At 74.2% G+C, this 14970-nt stretch carries 11 protein-coding genes, 1 tRNA gene and 4 pseudogenes; 8 read left to right on the top strand and 8 right to left on the bottom strand.

Features of this window, described 5'->3' with window-relative positions; all coding sequences use genetic code 11:
- The first annotated feature begins 46 nt into the window (after nt 1–46).
- From SSNG_RS27675 to SSNG_RS27660, 4 genes and pseudogenes are all read left to right on the top strand, one after another.
- A complete protein-coding gene (locus SSNG_RS27675; protein ID WP_128637186.1) occupies nt 47–625 on the top strand; it encodes a hypothetical protein in 579 nt (192 codons plus the stop codon).
- 15 nt (nt 626–640) lie between these two features.
- Entirely contained in the window at nt 641–1102 is a 462-nt protein-coding gene (locus SSNG_RS38165; RefSeq protein WP_007267232.1) for an RICIN domain-containing protein, read from the top strand.
- Between the two features lie 110 nt (nt 1103–1212).
- Nucleotides 1213–2360, top strand: a pseudogene (locus tag SSNG_RS27665) (serine hydrolase domain-containing protein).
- Nucleotides 2361–2541: 181 nt separating this feature from the next.
- Nucleotides 2542–3766: pseudogene (locus SSNG_RS27660) on the top strand (M14 family zinc carboxypeptidase).
- Here the strand turns inward: SSNG_RS27660 and SSNG_RS27655 are convergent.
- Nucleotides 3748–4206: a GNAT family N-acetyltransferase gene (locus tag SSNG_RS27655; RefSeq protein ID WP_042802056.1), complete on the bottom strand. Its 459-nt coding sequence runs from the start codon at nt 4204–4206 to the stop codon at nt 3748–3750. The pseudogene SSNG_RS27660 and the gene SSNG_RS27655 sit on opposite strands and share 19 nt — an antisense overlap.
- Before the next feature lie 189 nt (nt 4207–4395).
- Complete coding sequence (locus tag SSNG_RS27650; RefSeq protein WP_042802055.1) at nt 4396–4968, bottom strand: DUF1707 and FHA domain-containing protein; 573 nt, start codon at nt 4966–4968, stop codon at nt 4396–4398.
- Between the two features lie 177 nt (nt 4969–5145).
- On the opposite strand from SSNG_RS27650, the gene treZ reads away from it, so the two are divergent.
- Complete coding sequence (gene treZ, locus SSNG_RS27645; RefSeq protein ID WP_241695130.1) at nt 5146–6855, top strand: malto-oligosyltrehalose trehalohydrolase; 1710 nt, start codon at nt 5146–5148, stop codon at nt 6853–6855.
- Between the two features lie 38 nt (nt 6856–6893).
- Here the strand turns inward: treZ and SSNG_RS27640 are convergent, their stop codons facing one another.
- Nucleotides 6894–8045: an aminopeptidase P family protein gene (locus tag SSNG_RS27640; RefSeq protein WP_007267226.1), complete on the bottom strand. Its 1152-nt coding sequence runs from the start codon at nt 8043–8045 to the stop codon at nt 6894–6896.
- Nucleotides 8042–8890, bottom strand: coding sequence for a LysR family transcriptional regulator (locus tag SSNG_RS27635; protein WP_007267225.1), 849 nt, complete (start codon nt 8888–8890; stop codon nt 8042–8044). The genes SSNG_RS27640 and SSNG_RS27635 overlap by 4 nt, the downstream gene beginning before the upstream one ends.
- A gap of 136 nt (nt 8891–9026) precedes the next feature.
- Here SSNG_RS27635 and SSNG_RS27630 point away from each other — a divergent pair, with 136 nt between their 5' ends.
- Together SSNG_RS27630 and SSNG_RS27625 are read left to right on the top strand one after the other, a co-directional pair.
- Nucleotides 9027–9845, top strand: coding sequence for a hypothetical protein (locus SSNG_RS27630; RefSeq protein ID WP_241695129.1), 819 nt, complete (start codon nt 9027–9029; stop codon nt 9843–9845).
- 74 nt (nt 9846–9919) lie between these two features.
- Nucleotides 9920–9992 (top strand) — tRNA-His (locus tag SSNG_RS27625).
- A 73-nt stretch (nt 9993–10065) separates the two neighbouring features.
- On the opposite strand, the gene SSNG_RS27620 is transcribed toward SSNG_RS27625, so the two are convergent.
- The 4 genes and pseudogenes from SSNG_RS27620 to SSNG_RS27605 form a co-directional block, all read right to left on the bottom strand.
- The gene (locus tag SSNG_RS27620) at nt 10066–10821 is read right to left on the bottom strand and encodes an alpha/beta hydrolase (RefSeq protein ID WP_007267223.1); all 756 of its coding nucleotides are present in this window, start codon (nt 10819–10821) and stop codon (nt 10066–10068) included.
- An 89-nt stretch (nt 10822–10910) separates the two neighbouring features.
- Nucleotides 10911–11249 (bottom strand): XRE family transcriptional regulator, encoded by a 339-nt coding sequence (locus SSNG_RS27615; protein ID WP_042802054.1) that lies wholly within the window; start codon nt 11247–11249, stop codon nt 10911–10913.
- Nucleotides 11246–11607 (bottom strand): annotated as a pseudogene (locus tag SSNG_RS27610) (type II toxin-antitoxin system RelE/ParE family toxin). The gene SSNG_RS27615 and the pseudogene SSNG_RS27610 overlap by 4 nt, the downstream one beginning before the upstream one ends.
- 88 nt (nt 11608–11695) lie before the next feature.
- Entirely contained in the window at nt 11696–13759 is a 2064-nt protein-coding gene (locus tag SSNG_RS27605) for a phospholipase C, phosphocholine-specific (protein WP_007267221.1), read from the bottom strand.
- Between the two features lie 331 nt (nt 13760–14090).
- On the opposite strand from SSNG_RS27605, the pseudogene SSNG_RS42355 reads away from it, so the two are divergent.
- Nucleotides 14091–14970: pseudogene (locus SSNG_RS42355) on the top strand (hypothetical protein); the annotation flags it as partial.

Raw genomic sequence — 14970 nt, 5'->3', positions numbered from 1 at the left:
AGGCGCATTTCCCCTGCATTCCCCTGCCAGAAAACGGAGAACGGGCATGTCCGTGAACCTCACCCGCCGCGTGGCCACGGCCGCGTTGACCACCATCCTCTCCCTGGGCTCCCTCGCCCTGACCGCGCCGACGGCCCCGGCCGCCCCGGCCACCACCGCCCAGGCCCCCTCCACCACCTCCGCGCAGGCCGCGCCCCGCGTCAGCCGCGAGGAGGTCATCGCCCGGGCCAAGACCTGGCTGACCGCCAACAACGGCCGCCCGGTCCCCTACAGCCAGACGAAGTACTGGAAGGACGGCTACCGGCAGGACTGCTCGGGCTACGTCTCCATGACCCTCGGCCTGCGCAAGCCCGGCCCCAACACCGTCTCCCTCAGGAACGACGGTTTCACCCGCCGCATCGCGATGAAGGACCTCGCGCCCGGCGACCTCGTCATCAAGGCCGACAGCGACAGCGCCGACTTCCGCCACGTCGTCATCTTCGACGGCTGGGCCAACGGCGCGCACACCGCCTACAAGTCCTACGAGCAGGCGGGCGGCGTCGGCACGCGCTGGAAGCAGCACTCCTACGGAGTGAACGGCCGCGACGGCTACCACGCCTACCGCCCCGTCAACATCACCGCCTGACCGAGGAGCACCCGCATGAGTCCCACCCGTACGACCGTCCTGACGGGCATCCTGCTCGCCACCACCCTGGTCACGGCGCCCGCCGCCAAGGCCGGCTCCCTCGACAGCGTCCAGACCTTCCGCAACGCCGCCACCTCCGCCTGCCTCGACGACAGCGACGCCGGCGTCCGAACGTACGCCTGCCTGGGCAACGACCACCAGAAGTGGAACGTCCACCAGTGGGCCGACGGCACCCGCGAGCTGAGGAACCGCAAGACCGGCCTCTGCCTCACCGACCACCCGCGCGGTACCGCCTCGGCACAGCCGTGTGACAAGGCCAAGGACGAGAGCTGGATCGTCCACCGCTACCCGGACGGATCGGTCGAGTTCAGGAACCAGGCGACCGGCCTGTGCCTGGACGACAGCCCCCAGCACCACCTGCGCACCTTCCCGTGCGGCACCCACGCCCAGAAGAGCCCCTACCAGACCTGGCACTGACCACCCCCGGGCCTGACCTCCCCCAGGGAGGTCAGGCCCTCCACCGTCGGGGGATATCCCCACCCCCGCCCTGCGGACAGCAGGATCGCCCGGGAGGGCCGACCCCGGAAATGCTGGGCATACCACCGATCTCCCCACCATTGCACAGGAGTTGGACCATGCCCCAGCAAGCCCGCCGAGGGACCTTCCTGCGGGTGGCGACCGCAGCCGCCGCGATCACCGCCCTCCTGGCCCCGGCCGCGACGGCCGCACCCCGCCCGGACGCGGTCCGGCAGGGCCTGAACGCCCTCGTCCGGACCGACCACCTCCCCGGCGCGCTGGCCACCGTGACGGACCGCGACGGCCGCACCCGCACCTACACCGCGGGCGCCGAGGACGGACAGGTCCGCATCGGCAGCAACACCAAGACCTTCACCGCCGTGGTCGTGCTCCAGCTGGTCGGCGAAGGGAGGATCGGCCTCGACACCCCGGTCGACACCCACCTCCCGGGACTCGTACGGGGCGAAGGGATCGACGGACGCCACATCACCGTCCGCCAGCTCCTCCAGCACACCAGCGGACTGCCCGACTACGAAGCGGACGACACCGACGCCATCCTAGGCCGCCGGTACCTCGAACCCCGAGACATCCTCGACACCGCCCTCCGGCACAAGGCCGCCTTCCCCCCGGGCACCAGCTGGGCCTACAGCAACACGAACTACGTGGTGGCCGGCCTGATCGTCCAGAAGGTCACCGGACGCCCCCTCGCCGAGGAGATCGACCGGCGCGTCATCCGGCCCCTCGGACTGCGCCACACCTACTTCCCGGCCCCCGGCGACACGAACAATCCGGGAACCCCACTCCTGAGGGCCACCACCAGGACTCGGCGGGCGCCCCGTGCGGCGACGTTCACGACATCGACCCCTCAGCGGCCTGGGCGGCGGGCCAGATGATCTCCACGAACTCCGATCTGAACCGGTTCTTCACCGCGCTCCTGACCGGCGACCTCCTCCGCCCCGCCCAGCTCGCCCAGATGCGCACCACCGTCCCCCTCGGCGACTCCGGCGCCGGCTACGGCCTGGGCCTGATGAGCCGGCCGCTGTCGTGCGGTGGCCTCTACTGGGGCCACGGCGGTGACATCACGGGCTACGAAACCCGCGGTGGAGTCACCGAGGACGGCCGCGCCGCCAACGTCACGGTGACCATCGACCCCACCGACGGCGCGACGACGAAGCACGTCGAAGCCCTCGTGGACACGGCCCTCTGCCGGAGCGCCTGACCGTCGTGACCGTCGTCCGGGGGCGGACGTCAGCCCCGGACGGCGGGGACGTGGGGCCCGGACGCCCGGCGGGCCGGCGGTGCCGGGCCTCCCCGCCTGTTCCCCTCCCCGCCCACCGGTGGCACACACATTCGACCGCCGGGGAGCAGTAGGCGGCCGGTGTGGCGGGCATGGGCACCATGTGACCCTCCTCCCTGACATGCGCTACCCCACCCCGCACGAACTCGCCCTGGCCGGCCGGGCGCTGGCGGACGAGCACCCCGGGCGGGTGCGGATGCGGCAGGCCGGTGTCTCCCGGGGCGGGAGGCCGCTCTGGCTGCTCTCCGTCGACGGGCGGCGCGGCGGGCCCGGGGAGGTGCTCGTCGTCGCCGGGGCCCATGCCAACGAACCCGTCGGCGGGGCTACCGCGCTGGGCCTCGCCCGGCGGGTGATCGGGGCCGGGGGCGGCGGGGCGGGCTGGCACTTCCTGCTCTGCGCCGACCCCGACGGCGCCGACCTGCACCGCACGCCGCGCCCGTACTCGCTGCTGGACTACCACCGCGGCTTCTACCGCCCGCCCGGGCCGGAGCAGCCCGAGTGGGCGCCGTCCCTACTCCCCCCGGACCGGCTCCCGCCCGAGACGCGCACCCTGACCGCGCTCCTCGACGAACTCCGGCCCGCCCTGCAGGTCTCCCTGCACGGGACGGACCTGGGCGGGTCCTGGGTGCAGCTGACGCGTGACGTGCCCGGGCTCGCCGAGCCCTTCGGGAAGTCGGCCGCCGAGCTGCGGATCCCGGTGGAGACCGGGGCCTCCGACGCCGCGGGCTGGGGCTCTCCCGGGCCCGGGATCTTCGTGATGCCGCGGGACGGGAGCGAGGACACCCGGCGCAGCACCTGGTGCCACCGCCACCGCGGGACCACCGCGATCGTGGAGGTGCCCATGTGGGCCTCCGACCTGGTGGACGACCCCGCCCCGCACCCCGACCCGCGGGGCGCCCTGCGCGTGCTGGCGGAGCGGCTGACCGGTGAGGCGGCGCGGGTGGCGGGGCTGCGGGAGGGGATCCCGGACGACGGGCCCGGCGCCGCGGCGCTGCTGCGGGCGGTGGACTGGACGCTGGAACTGATCCCGGACGTCGCCGCCGCGTGGACGGGACCCGGGGTGCCGGCCGAGGCCACCACGGCCTCCCTCGGCAGCCTCGACGCCTTCGGGGCGGCGCCTGACGCTGCGCGCGGCGGCGATGCTGCTGCGCGTACTGCGCTGCCAGGCGCATCCGGCGGCGCCCGGCCTGGACCGCCTGGTGACGGGGTGGTGCGAGGAGTTCTCGGCCCGCTTCCGGGCGCGCTGGGTGCCGGTGGCCACGCAGGTGGAGCACCAGTCCCGGACGGTCCTGGCCGCGTACCGCTGTCTTCAGACCGGCCAGGCGTAGCGGCGCTTGGGGCGGCCGGTGGCGCCGAGGCGGTCGTAGAAGCGGATCGCGCCCTCGTTCCAGTCGGGGGTCTGCCACTCGACGTGTTCGAGGCCCAGTCCGCGGGCGAGGCCGGCCACGGCGTCCATCAGGGCGGCCCCGAGGCCGTGGCCTCTGGCCTCCTCGGCGAGGTAGAGGCAGTCCATGTGGAGGTAGTGGCGGGCGTCCCAGAACGCGAACTCCTCCGAGCAGGCGGCGTATCCGGCCACCGTGCCCCCGGGGGTCTCGGCGAGCAGCACCCACAGCCGGGCGTCCTCGGCGAACAGCCGGGAGCCGAGGCGGTCGGCCAGACCGGCCGGCCGGGCGGCCGCCTTCTCGTACGCGACGTGCTCGTGGATGAGCTCGGTGAGGCGCGGGAGGTCTTCGGGGCGGGCGGGGCGCACGATGCCGTTGTGATCCATGAGGGGCATCCTGCCGGGCCCCCGGCCGAGGGCAAAGGTGGCCCCACCGGGCCCAGCCCCGGACCACGGCCCAACCCCGGCCCCGCCCCGGACCACGACCCGGCCCCGGACCACGACCGGGTCCCGTCCGGTACCTCGAAGCAGCGCCCGGTCACGGCCCCGCGGGTGCCTCCGCGGCGGGCCGGCCGCTCAGTCCTGGGAGAGCCGGAAGCTCATCCGCCCGAACCCGACCTGGTCGCCCGGCCGTACGACCGCCGCGCCCGTCACCCGGCGTCCGTTGACGGTGGTGCCGTTGGTCGAGCCGAGGTCCCGCAGCAGCCAGGCCCCGTCCCGCATGCTCAGCTCGGCGTGTGCCCGCGAGACGGTCTCGTGGCTGAGGCGCAGCCCGTTGCCCGGGTCGCGGCCGATCCGCAGGGGGCCGGCGGCCGGGTGGGGGAAGAGCAGTTTGGGCAGGCGTTCCACCTGCCAGGCCCTGCGCACCCCCGCGGAGACGGCCGACGCGCGGCCGACCCAGCCGAACAGCCGGTTGGTCCACGGGGCTTCGGGTCCGAGCGGGCCCGGGCGCGTCTGGAGGTCGGCGAGGAGGGGTGCGAGGTCCTCGGAGCGGCGGGCGACCAGCGCGAGCTCCATGCGCCGCAGGAAGGTGTCGTGCGACAGCTTCCCGAGGGCCGCACCCTCCCTGAGCTGGCCCAGCGCCCGGTCCCGCTCCGCGTCGGAGAGCCGCGGGGCGGGGTAGGCGGGGAACTCGAAACTCGACGTCACAGGGTGATTGTCGGCCCGTCGGGTGCGGAGTGTCCAGAACTCCCCCGCCCGGCCCGGAATGATGGGCACGATACGGGCACGCTTACGCGGCACGATTACGCATGCCGGCCACCGCCGGAGACGAGGGGACCGTCCGTGCAGTTCGAGGTGTGGGCACCGCTGACAGGTCGGGTCGCCATGCGACTGAACGACACCACCTACGACATGGCCCCCGACCCGGCCCCCGGCCGCTCCGGCTGGTGGGTCGTCGAGGCCCCGGCGGCCGACGGCGACCGGTACGGGTTCCGCCTCGGCGACGATCCGGTGGTGCGGCCCGATCCGCGCGGCCGGCGGCTGCCGGACGGTACGGAGGGCCTGTCGGCGGTGGTCGACCTCACGGCCCTCGCCCCCCACGTGCCCCCGCCGCACGTGCCGCTCCAGGACGCGGTCCTGTACGAGCTGCACGTCGGCACCTTCACCCCCGAGGGCACCTTCGCGGCCGCGGCGGCCCGCCTCGGGTACCTGGCCGGGCTGGGCGTGACGCACGTGGAGCTGATGCCGGTGTGCCCCTTCCCGGGCCGGCACGGCTGGGGGTACGACGGGGTGGCGCCGTGGGCGGTGCACGAGCCGTACGGGGGGCCGGCGGGTCTGGCGGCGTTCGTGGAGGCCGCGCACGCGGCAGGGCTCGGCGTGGTGCTGGACGTGGTCCTCAACCACCTCGGCCCCTCCGGCAACCACCTCCCGGCCTTCGGCCCGTACTTCACCGACACCCGCCACACGCCCTGGGGCGCGGCGGTGAACCTGGACGCGCCCGGCTCGGACGAGGTCCGCGCGTACCTGATCGGGAGCGCGCTGGCCTGGCTGCGGGACTACCGGATCGACGGGCTGCGGCTGGACGCGGTGCACGCGCTGGCCGACGGGCGGGCCCTGTCCTTCCTGGAGGAGCTGTCGGCCGCCGTGGACGGGCTGGCGGCGGAGAGCACCCGGCCGCTGTTCCTGATCGCCGAGTCCGACCAGTGCGACCCGCGGCTGACGACCCCGCGCACGGCCGGCGGGCTGGGGATGCACGCGCAGTGGAACGACGACTTCCACCACGCCCTGCACTGCGCGCTGACGGGTGAATCACAGGGCTACTACGCCGACTTCGCCGAGGCGCCGCTCGGCGCCCTCGCGAAGACCCTGACGCGGGCGTTCTTCCACGACGGCACCTGGTCGTCCTTCCGGGGCCGCACCCACGGCCGGCCGGTGGACCGCCGCCGCACCCCCGCGCACCGCTTCGTCGGCTACACGCAGACCCACGACCAGGTCGGCAACCGGGCGCTGGGCGACCGGCTGTCGGCCTCCTGCTCCCCCGGGCTGCTGGCGTGCGCGGCGACGCTGGCACTGACGGGGCCGTTCGTGCCGATGCTGTTCATGGGCGAGGAGTGGGGGGCCGGCACGCCCTGGCGGTACTTCACCGACCACCCCGACCCGGAGCTGGCCGAGGCGGTGCGCAGCGGCCGGCGCCGGGAGTTCGCGGCGCACGGCTGGAAGGCGGACGAGGTGCCGGACCCGCAGGACCCGGCGACCCGGGACCGGTCCTGCCTGGACTGGGCGGAGCCGGAACGGGAGTCGCACGCCTGGCTGCTGGAGTGGTACCGGACGCTGATCCGGCTGCGCCGCACCCACCCGGACCTGCGTGACCCGGACCTGGCCGCGGTCCGGGTCGCGTTCGACGAGGAGCGCCGCTGGCTGACGTTCCGCCGGGGGGAGGTGCGGGTGGTGGTGAACCTGTCGACGGAGTCGGTGACGGTGGCGCTGGGCCGCAACGGGGTACGGGTGCTGGCGGCCTGGGAGCCGGTGGAGCATCCGGGTCCGGACGGGCGGATCCACGTTCCGGGCGAGTCGGCGGTGGTGCTGGGTCCGTAGCCGCGGCCTGCGCGACGACCGCCTGCCCGAACGGCCGCCTACCCGACGATCGCCATCTCGCGCGGGGCGTTGTTCAGGCGGCGGCCGCCGTCCGCGGTGACGCTGACGATGTCCTCGATGCGGACGCCGAACCGGCCGGGCAGGTAGACGCCCGGCTCCACGGAGAAGCACATGCCCGGGACGAGGGGCTGTTCCTCGCCCTCGACCATGTACGGCGGCTCGTGGGTGGTGACGCCGATGCCGTGGCCAGTGCGGTGGATGAAGCGTTCGCCGTAGCCGAACTCGGTGATGACGGCGCGGGCCGCCCGGTCGACGTCCTGGCAGGTCGCGCCGGGCCGGACGGCCGCGAAGCCGGCCTGCTGGGCCTCGCGGACGACGTCGTGGACGCGCTGTTCCTCGGGGGTGGGCTCGCCGACGTGGACGGTGCGGGAGATGTCGGAGCCGTAGCCGTGCTTGAGGCCGCCGAAGTCGAGGACGACCATGTCGCCGTGCCGGATGACGCGTTCGCCGGCCTCGTGGTGCGGGTTGGCACCGTTGGGGCCGGAGCCGACGACGGTGAAGTCGACCTGGGAGTGGCCGTGGACGCGCAGCAGCCCGGCCAGGTCGGCGGCGACCTCGCTCTCGCGGCGGCCGGCGAAGGGGACGTGGAGGATCTGCGCGTAGGCGGCGTCGGCGGCGGCTCCGGCGGCCGCGAGGCGGGCCAGTTCCCGTTCGTCCTTGACGGCGCGGAGCATGGGCAGGGCGTCGGTGAGCGGGCTGTAGGTGGTGGCGGGCAACTCCCTTTGCAGGCCGAGCAGGTGCAGGGCCCAGGTGTTGTCGCTGACGCCGAAGCGACCGCTGACGTCGAGGAGCGGCGCGGCCACCCGGTAGGGGTCCTTGCCGTCGGTCCAGTCGCGCAGGGTCAGGGCGCCGGCGCCGGGTGCCTTCGCGGCGTCGGGGGCCTCCAGGGCGGGCACGACCAGCACGGGGTCCTGGCCGGCGGCGAGGACGAGCAGGGTGAGCCGTTCGGTCTCGGCGGTCGGGCGGTAGCCGGTGAGGTGGGTGAGGTCCGGGCCGGGCGCGACGAGCAGTCCGGCGAGTCCGGCGTCGGCGGCGCTCTGTGCGGCGGCGGCCATCCGGGCGGCGTAGTCGGCGGTGGTGAAGGCCTCGGGCTCGGCGTGGGCAGCCGGGTCGGCAGTCGGTGTGGTCATGAGGGGGATCCTGCCGTGAGGCGTGCGGCGAGCGCAGCGGCCGCGCCGGACGGTCCGGCGGGCGCGACCAGCTCCGTACGGTGTACGAGGCGGGGCGCGGCCAGCGGTACGGCGGTCCCGGCGCGGGCGGTCTCGGCGAGGGGGCGGGGCAGCAGGACGAGGCCGTGGCCGGCGGCGGCGAGGGCGCACAGGGCGTGCAGGTCGGTGCCGTCGTAGCGCAGGGCGCGGCGTCCGGTGGTGAGCGGCAGCCCCACGTCCGGGGCGTCGAGCCAGCGCGCGTCGGCGAGGTCGTCGAGCCGGACGGAATCCCGCGCGGCGAAGGGGTGTCCGGCGGGGAAGAGGACGGCGAGCTCCTCCTCGGCGATGCCGGTGACCCGCAACGGGGCCACGTCGGGCAGCCGCAGCGGGTCGCTCGGGGCGGCGAGCCCGTCGACGAGCCCGAGGTCGCAGTCCCCGGCGGCGACGGCGGCGGGCACCCGGGCCGGGGGCAGGACGCGCAGGGTGACGCCGGTGGCGGGCAGGGCGGCGAGCAGCCGGGGGCCGGCGGCGGCGAGCGGGGAGGCGGCGAGGGTGATCCGGCCGGGCGGGGCGGCGGCGAGGCGCAGTACGTCGGCGCGGGCGGCGTCGAGGCGCAGCAGCAGCGGCCGGGCGTGTTCCAGCAGGCGGGCGCCGGCCGGGGTGGGGGCGACGGGCCGCCGGGTGAGCAGTTCGGTGCGCAGGTCGGCTTCGAGGGCGGCGATGTGCTGGGAGACGGCGGACTGGGTGTAGCCGAGTTCGCGTGCGGCGGCCGAGAAGGAGGCGAGGCGGGCGACGGCGGTGAAGGTGCGCAGGAGGTGCGGGTCCATGCCCGCAGGATGCCAGCGGCTCCGCCGGCCATCGGCGCCGCCCGCACCGGCCGCGCGTCAGTCATCAGTTCTGCTTATCGAGGATGCGGGAACAATCGTTGGCGCTGAAGTGGGACCGGGTCGCAGGATGATCGGCATGACCACCGCACAGGCGGCCCGTGCCGCGTCCGCCGCTCCGATGACCGTCGCCCGGATCGCCCTCGTCGGCGACCGCTCCCCGCATGTGGAGTCCCACTCCCGGATCCCGCTCCTCCTCGACGCGCTGGCCTCGCGCGAGGGGCTGGTGCTGGACGCCTGCTGGATCCCGACCGCGCAGGCGCAGGCCGCGGCCGCGGCGGGAACCCTGGCCGGGTTCGACGCCGTGTGGGTGCTGCCGGGCAGCCCGTACGCGAGCGAGGCGGGGGCGCTGGCGGCGGTCCGGGTGGCCCGGGAGGAGGGCGTCCCCTTCCTCGGGACGTGCGGCGGCTTCCAGCACGCGCTGCTGGAGTACGCCCGCCACGTGTGCGGGCTGGCGGGGGCGGCGCACGCCGAGAACGACCCCGGGGCGGACGACCCGCTGATCGCGCCGCTGGCCTGTTCGCTGGCGGGGCACGAGGCGCTCGTACGGGCGGAGCCCGGTTCGCTGGCGGAGTCGGCGCTCGGGGCGGACCGGTCGACGGAGCGCTACCACTGCCACTACGGCCCGGTCGCCCGCCACCTGCCGGTGCTGGCCGCGCACGGGCTGCGGCTGTCGGGGTACGACGAGGACGGCGCGGTGCGGATGGCGGAGCTGCCGGGGCACCCGTTCTTCCTGGCCACGCTCTTCCAGCCGGAGCTGTCGGGGGACGGGTCGCGTCCGCATCCGGTGGTCCGGGCCCTGGCCGTCGCGGCGGTGGCCCGGGCCGCGCGCCGTGCGGAGGCGGGGGCCGGGGCGCAGGCGGGGGCGCGTCCGGCGGGCGTCCGGGCCGCCGGATAACCCGTCGCGGGAGCACCCCCGGGATCGGCTATGCTGTGCATGCACAACGAACGGGCGGTCCGCCGCCCTTCGTGGTGGGTGTAGCTCAGCTGGTAGAGCACCTGGTTGTGGTCCAGGTGGCCGCGGGTTCAAGTCCCGTCACTCACCCTTTCGGGTCCCGTAGGGGGTACGAGGTTCTCCTCGTACCCCCTACGGGCTTTTCCGGGTCAGCAGTCAGCCGTCAGCCGCGCAGGAAGGCCTCCACCTCCGTGGCGAAGGCCACCGGGGTCTCGTGGGGCGGGTAGTGGCCGGCGCCGGGGATCGTGACGATTCTGCAGTTCGGGTACGAGGCCTGCCAGGTGGCGCGCATCACCTCGGCCGTCAGGGCCAGGTCGTACTCGCCGACCAGGACGAGCACCGGCACGGTGCTGCCCTTGATCGCGGAGGACAGGTCGCGGGACTGCCAGTCGGCGAGGTACGCGGCGAAGGCCTCGGGGCGGGAGACGTCGAGGGAGTGGGCGACCATGCGCTCCAGCCAGTGGCGGCTGACCCGGTTGCCGGTGACCAGGTCGAGGATGGTCCGCCGCTTGTCGGGGTCCTCGGCGGCGCCGTAGAAGAGGGCGTGGGTCGCGTCGTCCATCGGGTACGGCCCGGCGGGGACGGGTGTGAGCCCGATCAGCTTCTCGACGCGCTCGGGGGCGCGTGCCAGGACCTGCTGGGCGGCCTTGCCGCCCATGGAGTGGCCGATCAGGGAGAAGGTGTCCCAGCCCAGCTCGTCGGCGAGCGCGAGGACGTCGTCGGCGATCTCGGGGAGGGTGTGGCGGCCGGGGACGTCCCGGCGCTCCCCGTAGCCCCGGTAGTCGGGGAAGGCGTACGAGAACCCCTGCGGGTCGAGGTGGTCGAGCACGGAGCCCCAGTTGGCGGAGGTCCCGAACCAGTCGTGCAGCACGATGACGCGGACGGGTCCGGTGCCGATCCGGCGATGGGCGATGGCCATGCGTTCTCCCTCGGTGACGGGGGTGGCGGAAACCGACGCCGTACGTTCTGCCCATCCGGCCTACGGTCACACCACCACCCGCAGCCACGTCAGGCCACGGTGTACTCCGTGTCCCCGAAGTCAGCCACCACCCTCAGGCGACCTCCGAGCGCCTCCACGTAGGAGCGCAGGGTGGCCACCTCCGTCCGGTCGGTCTCGCCGTTCTCGATGGCCGACACCCTGGGGGCGGAAACGCCCATCGTCTCGGCGACGTCCTTCTGGGTCAGGGCCTGCTCCTGGCGGATCTCGGCCAGCCGATGGGCCCGCACCTCGGCCATGAGCCGGTCCATGGCGGCCTGCTTCTCCGTGGGGGACCGCAGCGGCAGGCCCGCGGCCGCCCGGCGCTCGCGCACCTGGCGCTTGGCCTCCTCCCAACCGACACCGCTCATTCGTACTCCCTCGTGTCCAGCTCCCCGATGTGGTCCTGGTAACGCTTCTCCGCGAGCGGGATGTTGACTTCGTACCACCGCTGCCAGTTGCCGGCCTTGTCGCCGGCCACGAGCAGCACCGCCCGGCGGACCGGGTCGACGCGAACAGGATCCGGATCTCACTGCTGCCCGAGGAGCCCGGCCGCAGCTCCTTCATGTGGTGCTGTTCGGCTCCTTTGATGCGGTCGACCAGCGGCCGGCCGAGCGTGGGCCCGAACATCGCGAGCGCGTCGACGGCGTCTTCCACCTGTTCGGCGCTGCTCCAGTCGGTCTCGGCCAGCGCCTCGAACCATTCCGCCACCTCACCGACGAGGATCACTTCCCATTGAGCCACGCCCGCGAAGTTAACGCAAGCGTTAACCTCACGGGCGTGGAACCGGGCTGGTTCACCCGGACGGGACCAGGTGTCAGACGGTCTTGATCGCCGGGTCCGAGACGCTCGGCGCGCCCGTCTCCACGTGCCCCGCGAAGCGGCGCAGGAAGGTCGCGTCGGCGTCCGAGACCACGGAGACGTCGTACCAGCGGCCGGAGGCGCGCAGGTCGACGGTGTGGGAGACGGTGGCGCCCGGGTTGACCTTGAAGGTCTGGGCGGCGCCGCCGTAGGAGTTGGTCACCGTGAGGTTCACCGCGGCGGTGCCCCCGTTGACCAGGGTCAGGGCCAGGTTGCCGGTGGCGTCCACGTGGCGGGCCGTGACCTCGGGGCCGGCCTTCTTCGCCGGGCCCTTCCAGGTGCGCAGGAAGCCGTTGGGGCCCCAGACCGTGAGGTCGATCTTGTTGCCGGTGGAGCTGCTGGTGCTCCAGGTGTCCGAGAGGGTCTTGCCCGCCTCGACCGTGTAGGGCCAGGGGCCGTCCGTCCGGTTGCCCGAGGTGCTGTGGAAGTGGGCGCCGAGCTTCGGGCCGGAGGAGAAGGTGAGCGTGAACTTGCCCGTGGATACGGTGCGGGCGCCGTCCACGTACGGGCTGTAGCCGAGCGCGCGGGCCGGCTTGGAGCCCGCCTCCTGCTTGGGCAGGGTGCCGGTGGCCGGCACGGCCGGGGTGTAGGACGGGTGGCGGTTCTTGTCCGGCGGGACGTAACCGGCCGTGGAGGGCAGCGCGGCGGGCGCGGCGTCGGCCAGGGTGAAGTCGAACGCCGAGGTCAGGTCGCCGCAGACGGCTCGGCGCCACGGCGAGATGTTGGGCTCCTGCACCCCGAAGCGCTTCTCCATGAAGCGGATCACCGAGGTGTGGTCGAAGGTCTCGGAGCAGACGTAGCCGCCCTTGCTCCACGGGGAGACCACGATCATCGGGACGCGCGGGCCGAGCCCGTAGGGTCCGGCCGCGTAGCCGGAGACGCCCCCGGTGTACAGGTCGCGGGTCACGTCGGCCGTGGACAGGCCCCAGGCGGAGGACGCCGGCGGGTACGGCGGGACGACGTGGTCGAAGAACCCGTCGTTCTCGTCGTAGGTGATGAACAGGGCGGTCTTCGCCCACACGGCCGGGTTCGCCGTCAGGGCGTCCAGGACCTGGGAGATGTACCAGGCACCGAAGTTGGTCGGCCAGTTGGCGTGCTCGCTGAAGGCCTCGGGGGCCGCGATCCAGGAGACCTGCGGCAGGGTGCCGTTCACCACGTCGGCGCGCAGCCGGTCGAAGTAGCCCTCGCCCGCCTTGGCGTTCGTGCCCGTACGGGCCTTCTCGTACAGGGGGCTGCCGGGCTGGGCGTTGCGGTAGCTGTTGAAGTACAGCAGCGAGTTGTCGCCGTAGTTGCCGCGGAAGGCGTCGTTGATCCAGCCCCAGTGACCGGCCGCGTCCAGGCCGTCGCCGATGTCCTGGTAGACCTTCCAGGAGACCCCGGCGGCCTCCAGGCGCTCGGGGTAGGTCTTCCAGCCGTAGCCGGCCTCCTGGTTGCCGAGGACCGGTCCGCCGCCCGTGCCGTCGTTGCCGGTGTGGCCCGTCCACAGGTAGTAGCGGTTGGGGTCGGTGGCGCCGATGAAGGAGCAGTGGTAGGCGTCGCACACCGTGAAGGCATCGGCGAGGGCGTAGTGGAACGGGATGTCGTTCCGCGTCATGTACGACATGGTCGTGGCCGTCTTGGCCGGGACCCACTTGTCGTACTTGCCGTTGTTGTAGGCCTGGTGGCCGCCGGCCCAGTCGTGGTCCAGGCCGGTGAGGAACTGCATTCCGAGGTCCGCCACCTGCGGGTGGAAGGGCAGGATGTCCTTCGTGCCGTTCGACTGGTGGAAGACGGACTTGCCGTTGTCCTGGATGACCGGCCGCGGGTCGCCGAAGCCCCGGACGCCCTTCATGGAACCGAAGTAGTGGTCGAAGGAACGATTCTCCTGCATGAGGACGACGACGTGCTCGATGTCCTGGATCGTGCCGGTGGTGCCCTGCGCCGAGATGGCGGCGGCCCGCGCGATGCTGTCGTTCAGCATCGCGACGGCGGCCGTGCCGCCGGCGATCTGCAGGAACCTGCGCCGGTTGAGTTCAGCCATGGGTGACGACCTCTAGGGGGGTGAAGGGGGATCGAGGGGCGCCCCAAGGACAGCGGTCCCGGGGTACCGGCCGGAGATCCCCGTCTGACGTCGGGCCGTACAGCGGGCGAACGGAAGCCCCCGCGGGCGGAACTCCCGGACGGCCCCGTTGTCTGCTGGAATGGCCTCCACACAGTGCGAACGGGGGGCGCAGGGGGATGGCGGGGAAGGTGAGGGGGCGTGCCGTGCGCTCCGCTGCCGGTACGGTACGGGCAACCACGGCCCGCACAACAGACCCTGACGTCACGCCAGTTCGGGTCGTGACGGGATCCGGCCGGGCGGGGGGCCGGGCGTGAACCTCCCACAGCTGCACTACGCGGGCGGCCCCGAGGGCTCCGGCTTCACCGCCGTCACCCCGGGGGTGGGAGGGGAGCTGCTGCGCGAGGCGGAGCCGCTCCTGCGGTACGAGCCGCCGCTGCGGGCGCCGTCGGCCGGGTTCCCCGAGGCGCTGTCGCTGAGCGTGCTGTCCGACGGGAGCCGGCTGCTGTCGCGGGCGGTGCACACCGGTGCCGGCTTCGACTTCGAGTCCGGGTACGGGTACGGGGACGGTTCCGGGGCCGGGGCGGACTTCCACGCGCACGCCGTGCACCTGCCCGAGCCGGCCGGGGCGGGCCCCGCGAGGCCGCTGCCGGTCACCGCCTGGGGCTCCGCGCAGTGGGAGGAGCGGACCCCGGCGGGCGGCCCGCCCCCGCCGCTGGAGCGGATACCCGCGCCGGGGCGGCACGACCGGGCGGCGCTGGCCGCCTTCGTCGCCGCCCGGGGGCCGTGGCTCGCGGGGTTCTTCGCCGACGTGCGGCGGGCCGTGGAGGAGCCGGACGCCCCGCGCCTGCTGCTGGTGGAGGAGGACAGCGCGGCCGTGGCCCGCTGGGTGATGCTGGCCTGCGGGGTGCTGCCGCACGAGCGGGGACAGTGGCTGACCTTCACCACGTACGCCCGGCGGCCGCTGCTCGCCCCGCAGCGGCTGGTCGGGGTGCTGCCCGGTGACGAGCCGGCGGAGCCGGGGCCGTGGCGGGTGTACGGGGCCGCCGCCGGGGCGGGGGCTCCCGGGGAGTGCGGGGACCTGTGGGCACGGACGGCCTCGGCGGTGTGGCTGGCGGCACGGCCCGAGCTGTTCGCGCAGGTCAGGCGCCTGCCGGCGGAGCCGTACGCACCGGGCCCCCTGGCCTCGCTGG

It is taken from the genome of Streptomyces sp. C, assembly GCF_000158895.1.
Taxonomy (GTDB): Bacteria; Actinomycetota; Actinomycetes; order Streptomycetales; family Streptomycetaceae; genus Streptomyces; species Streptomyces racemochromogenes.
This window is presented reverse-complemented; position numbering and strand designations above follow the sequence as displayed.

What these genes read in the sequence shown, in the direction of transcription:
- SSNG_RS27605 (WP_007267221.1), bottom strand. Translation starts at nt 13,759, where the DNA reads ATGGCTGAACTCAACCGGCGCAGGTTCCTGCAGATCGCCGGCGGCACG.
- SSNG_RS27675 (WP_128637186.1), top strand. Translation starts at nt 47, where the DNA reads ATGTCCGTGAACCTCACCCGCCGCGTGGCCACGGCCGCGTTGACCACC.
- treZ (WP_241695130.1), top strand. Translation starts at nt 5,146, where the DNA reads ATGCGACTGAACGACACCACCTACGACATGGCCCCCGACCCGGCCCCC.
- SSNG_RS27640 (WP_007267226.1), bottom strand. Translation starts at nt 8,045, where the DNA reads ATGACCACACCGACTGCCGACCCGGCTGCCCACGCCGAGCCCGAGGCC.
- SSNG_RS27655 (WP_042802056.1), bottom strand. Translation starts at nt 4,206, where the DNA reads ATGGATCACAACGGCATCGTGCGCCCCGCCCGCCCCGAAGACCTCCCG.
- SSNG_RS38165 (WP_007267232.1), top strand. Translation starts at nt 641, where the DNA reads ATGAGTCCCACCCGTACGACCGTCCTGACGGGCATCCTGCTCGCCACC.
- SSNG_RS27620 (WP_007267223.1), bottom strand. Translation starts at nt 10,821, where the DNA reads ATGGCCATCGCCCATCGCCGGATCGGCACCGGACCCGTCCGCGTCATC.
- SSNG_RS27615 (WP_042802054.1), bottom strand. Translation starts at nt 11,249, where the DNA reads ATGAGCGGTGTCGGTTGGGAGGAGGCCAAGCGCCAGGTGCGCGAGCGC.
- SSNG_RS27635 (WP_007267225.1), bottom strand. Translation starts at nt 8,890, where the DNA reads ATGGACCCGCACCTCCTGCGCACCTTCACCGCCGTCGCCCGCCTCGCC.
- SSNG_RS27630 (WP_241695129.1), top strand. Translation starts at nt 9,027, where the DNA reads ATGACCACCGCACAGGCGGCCCGTGCCGCGTCCGCCGCTCCGATGACC.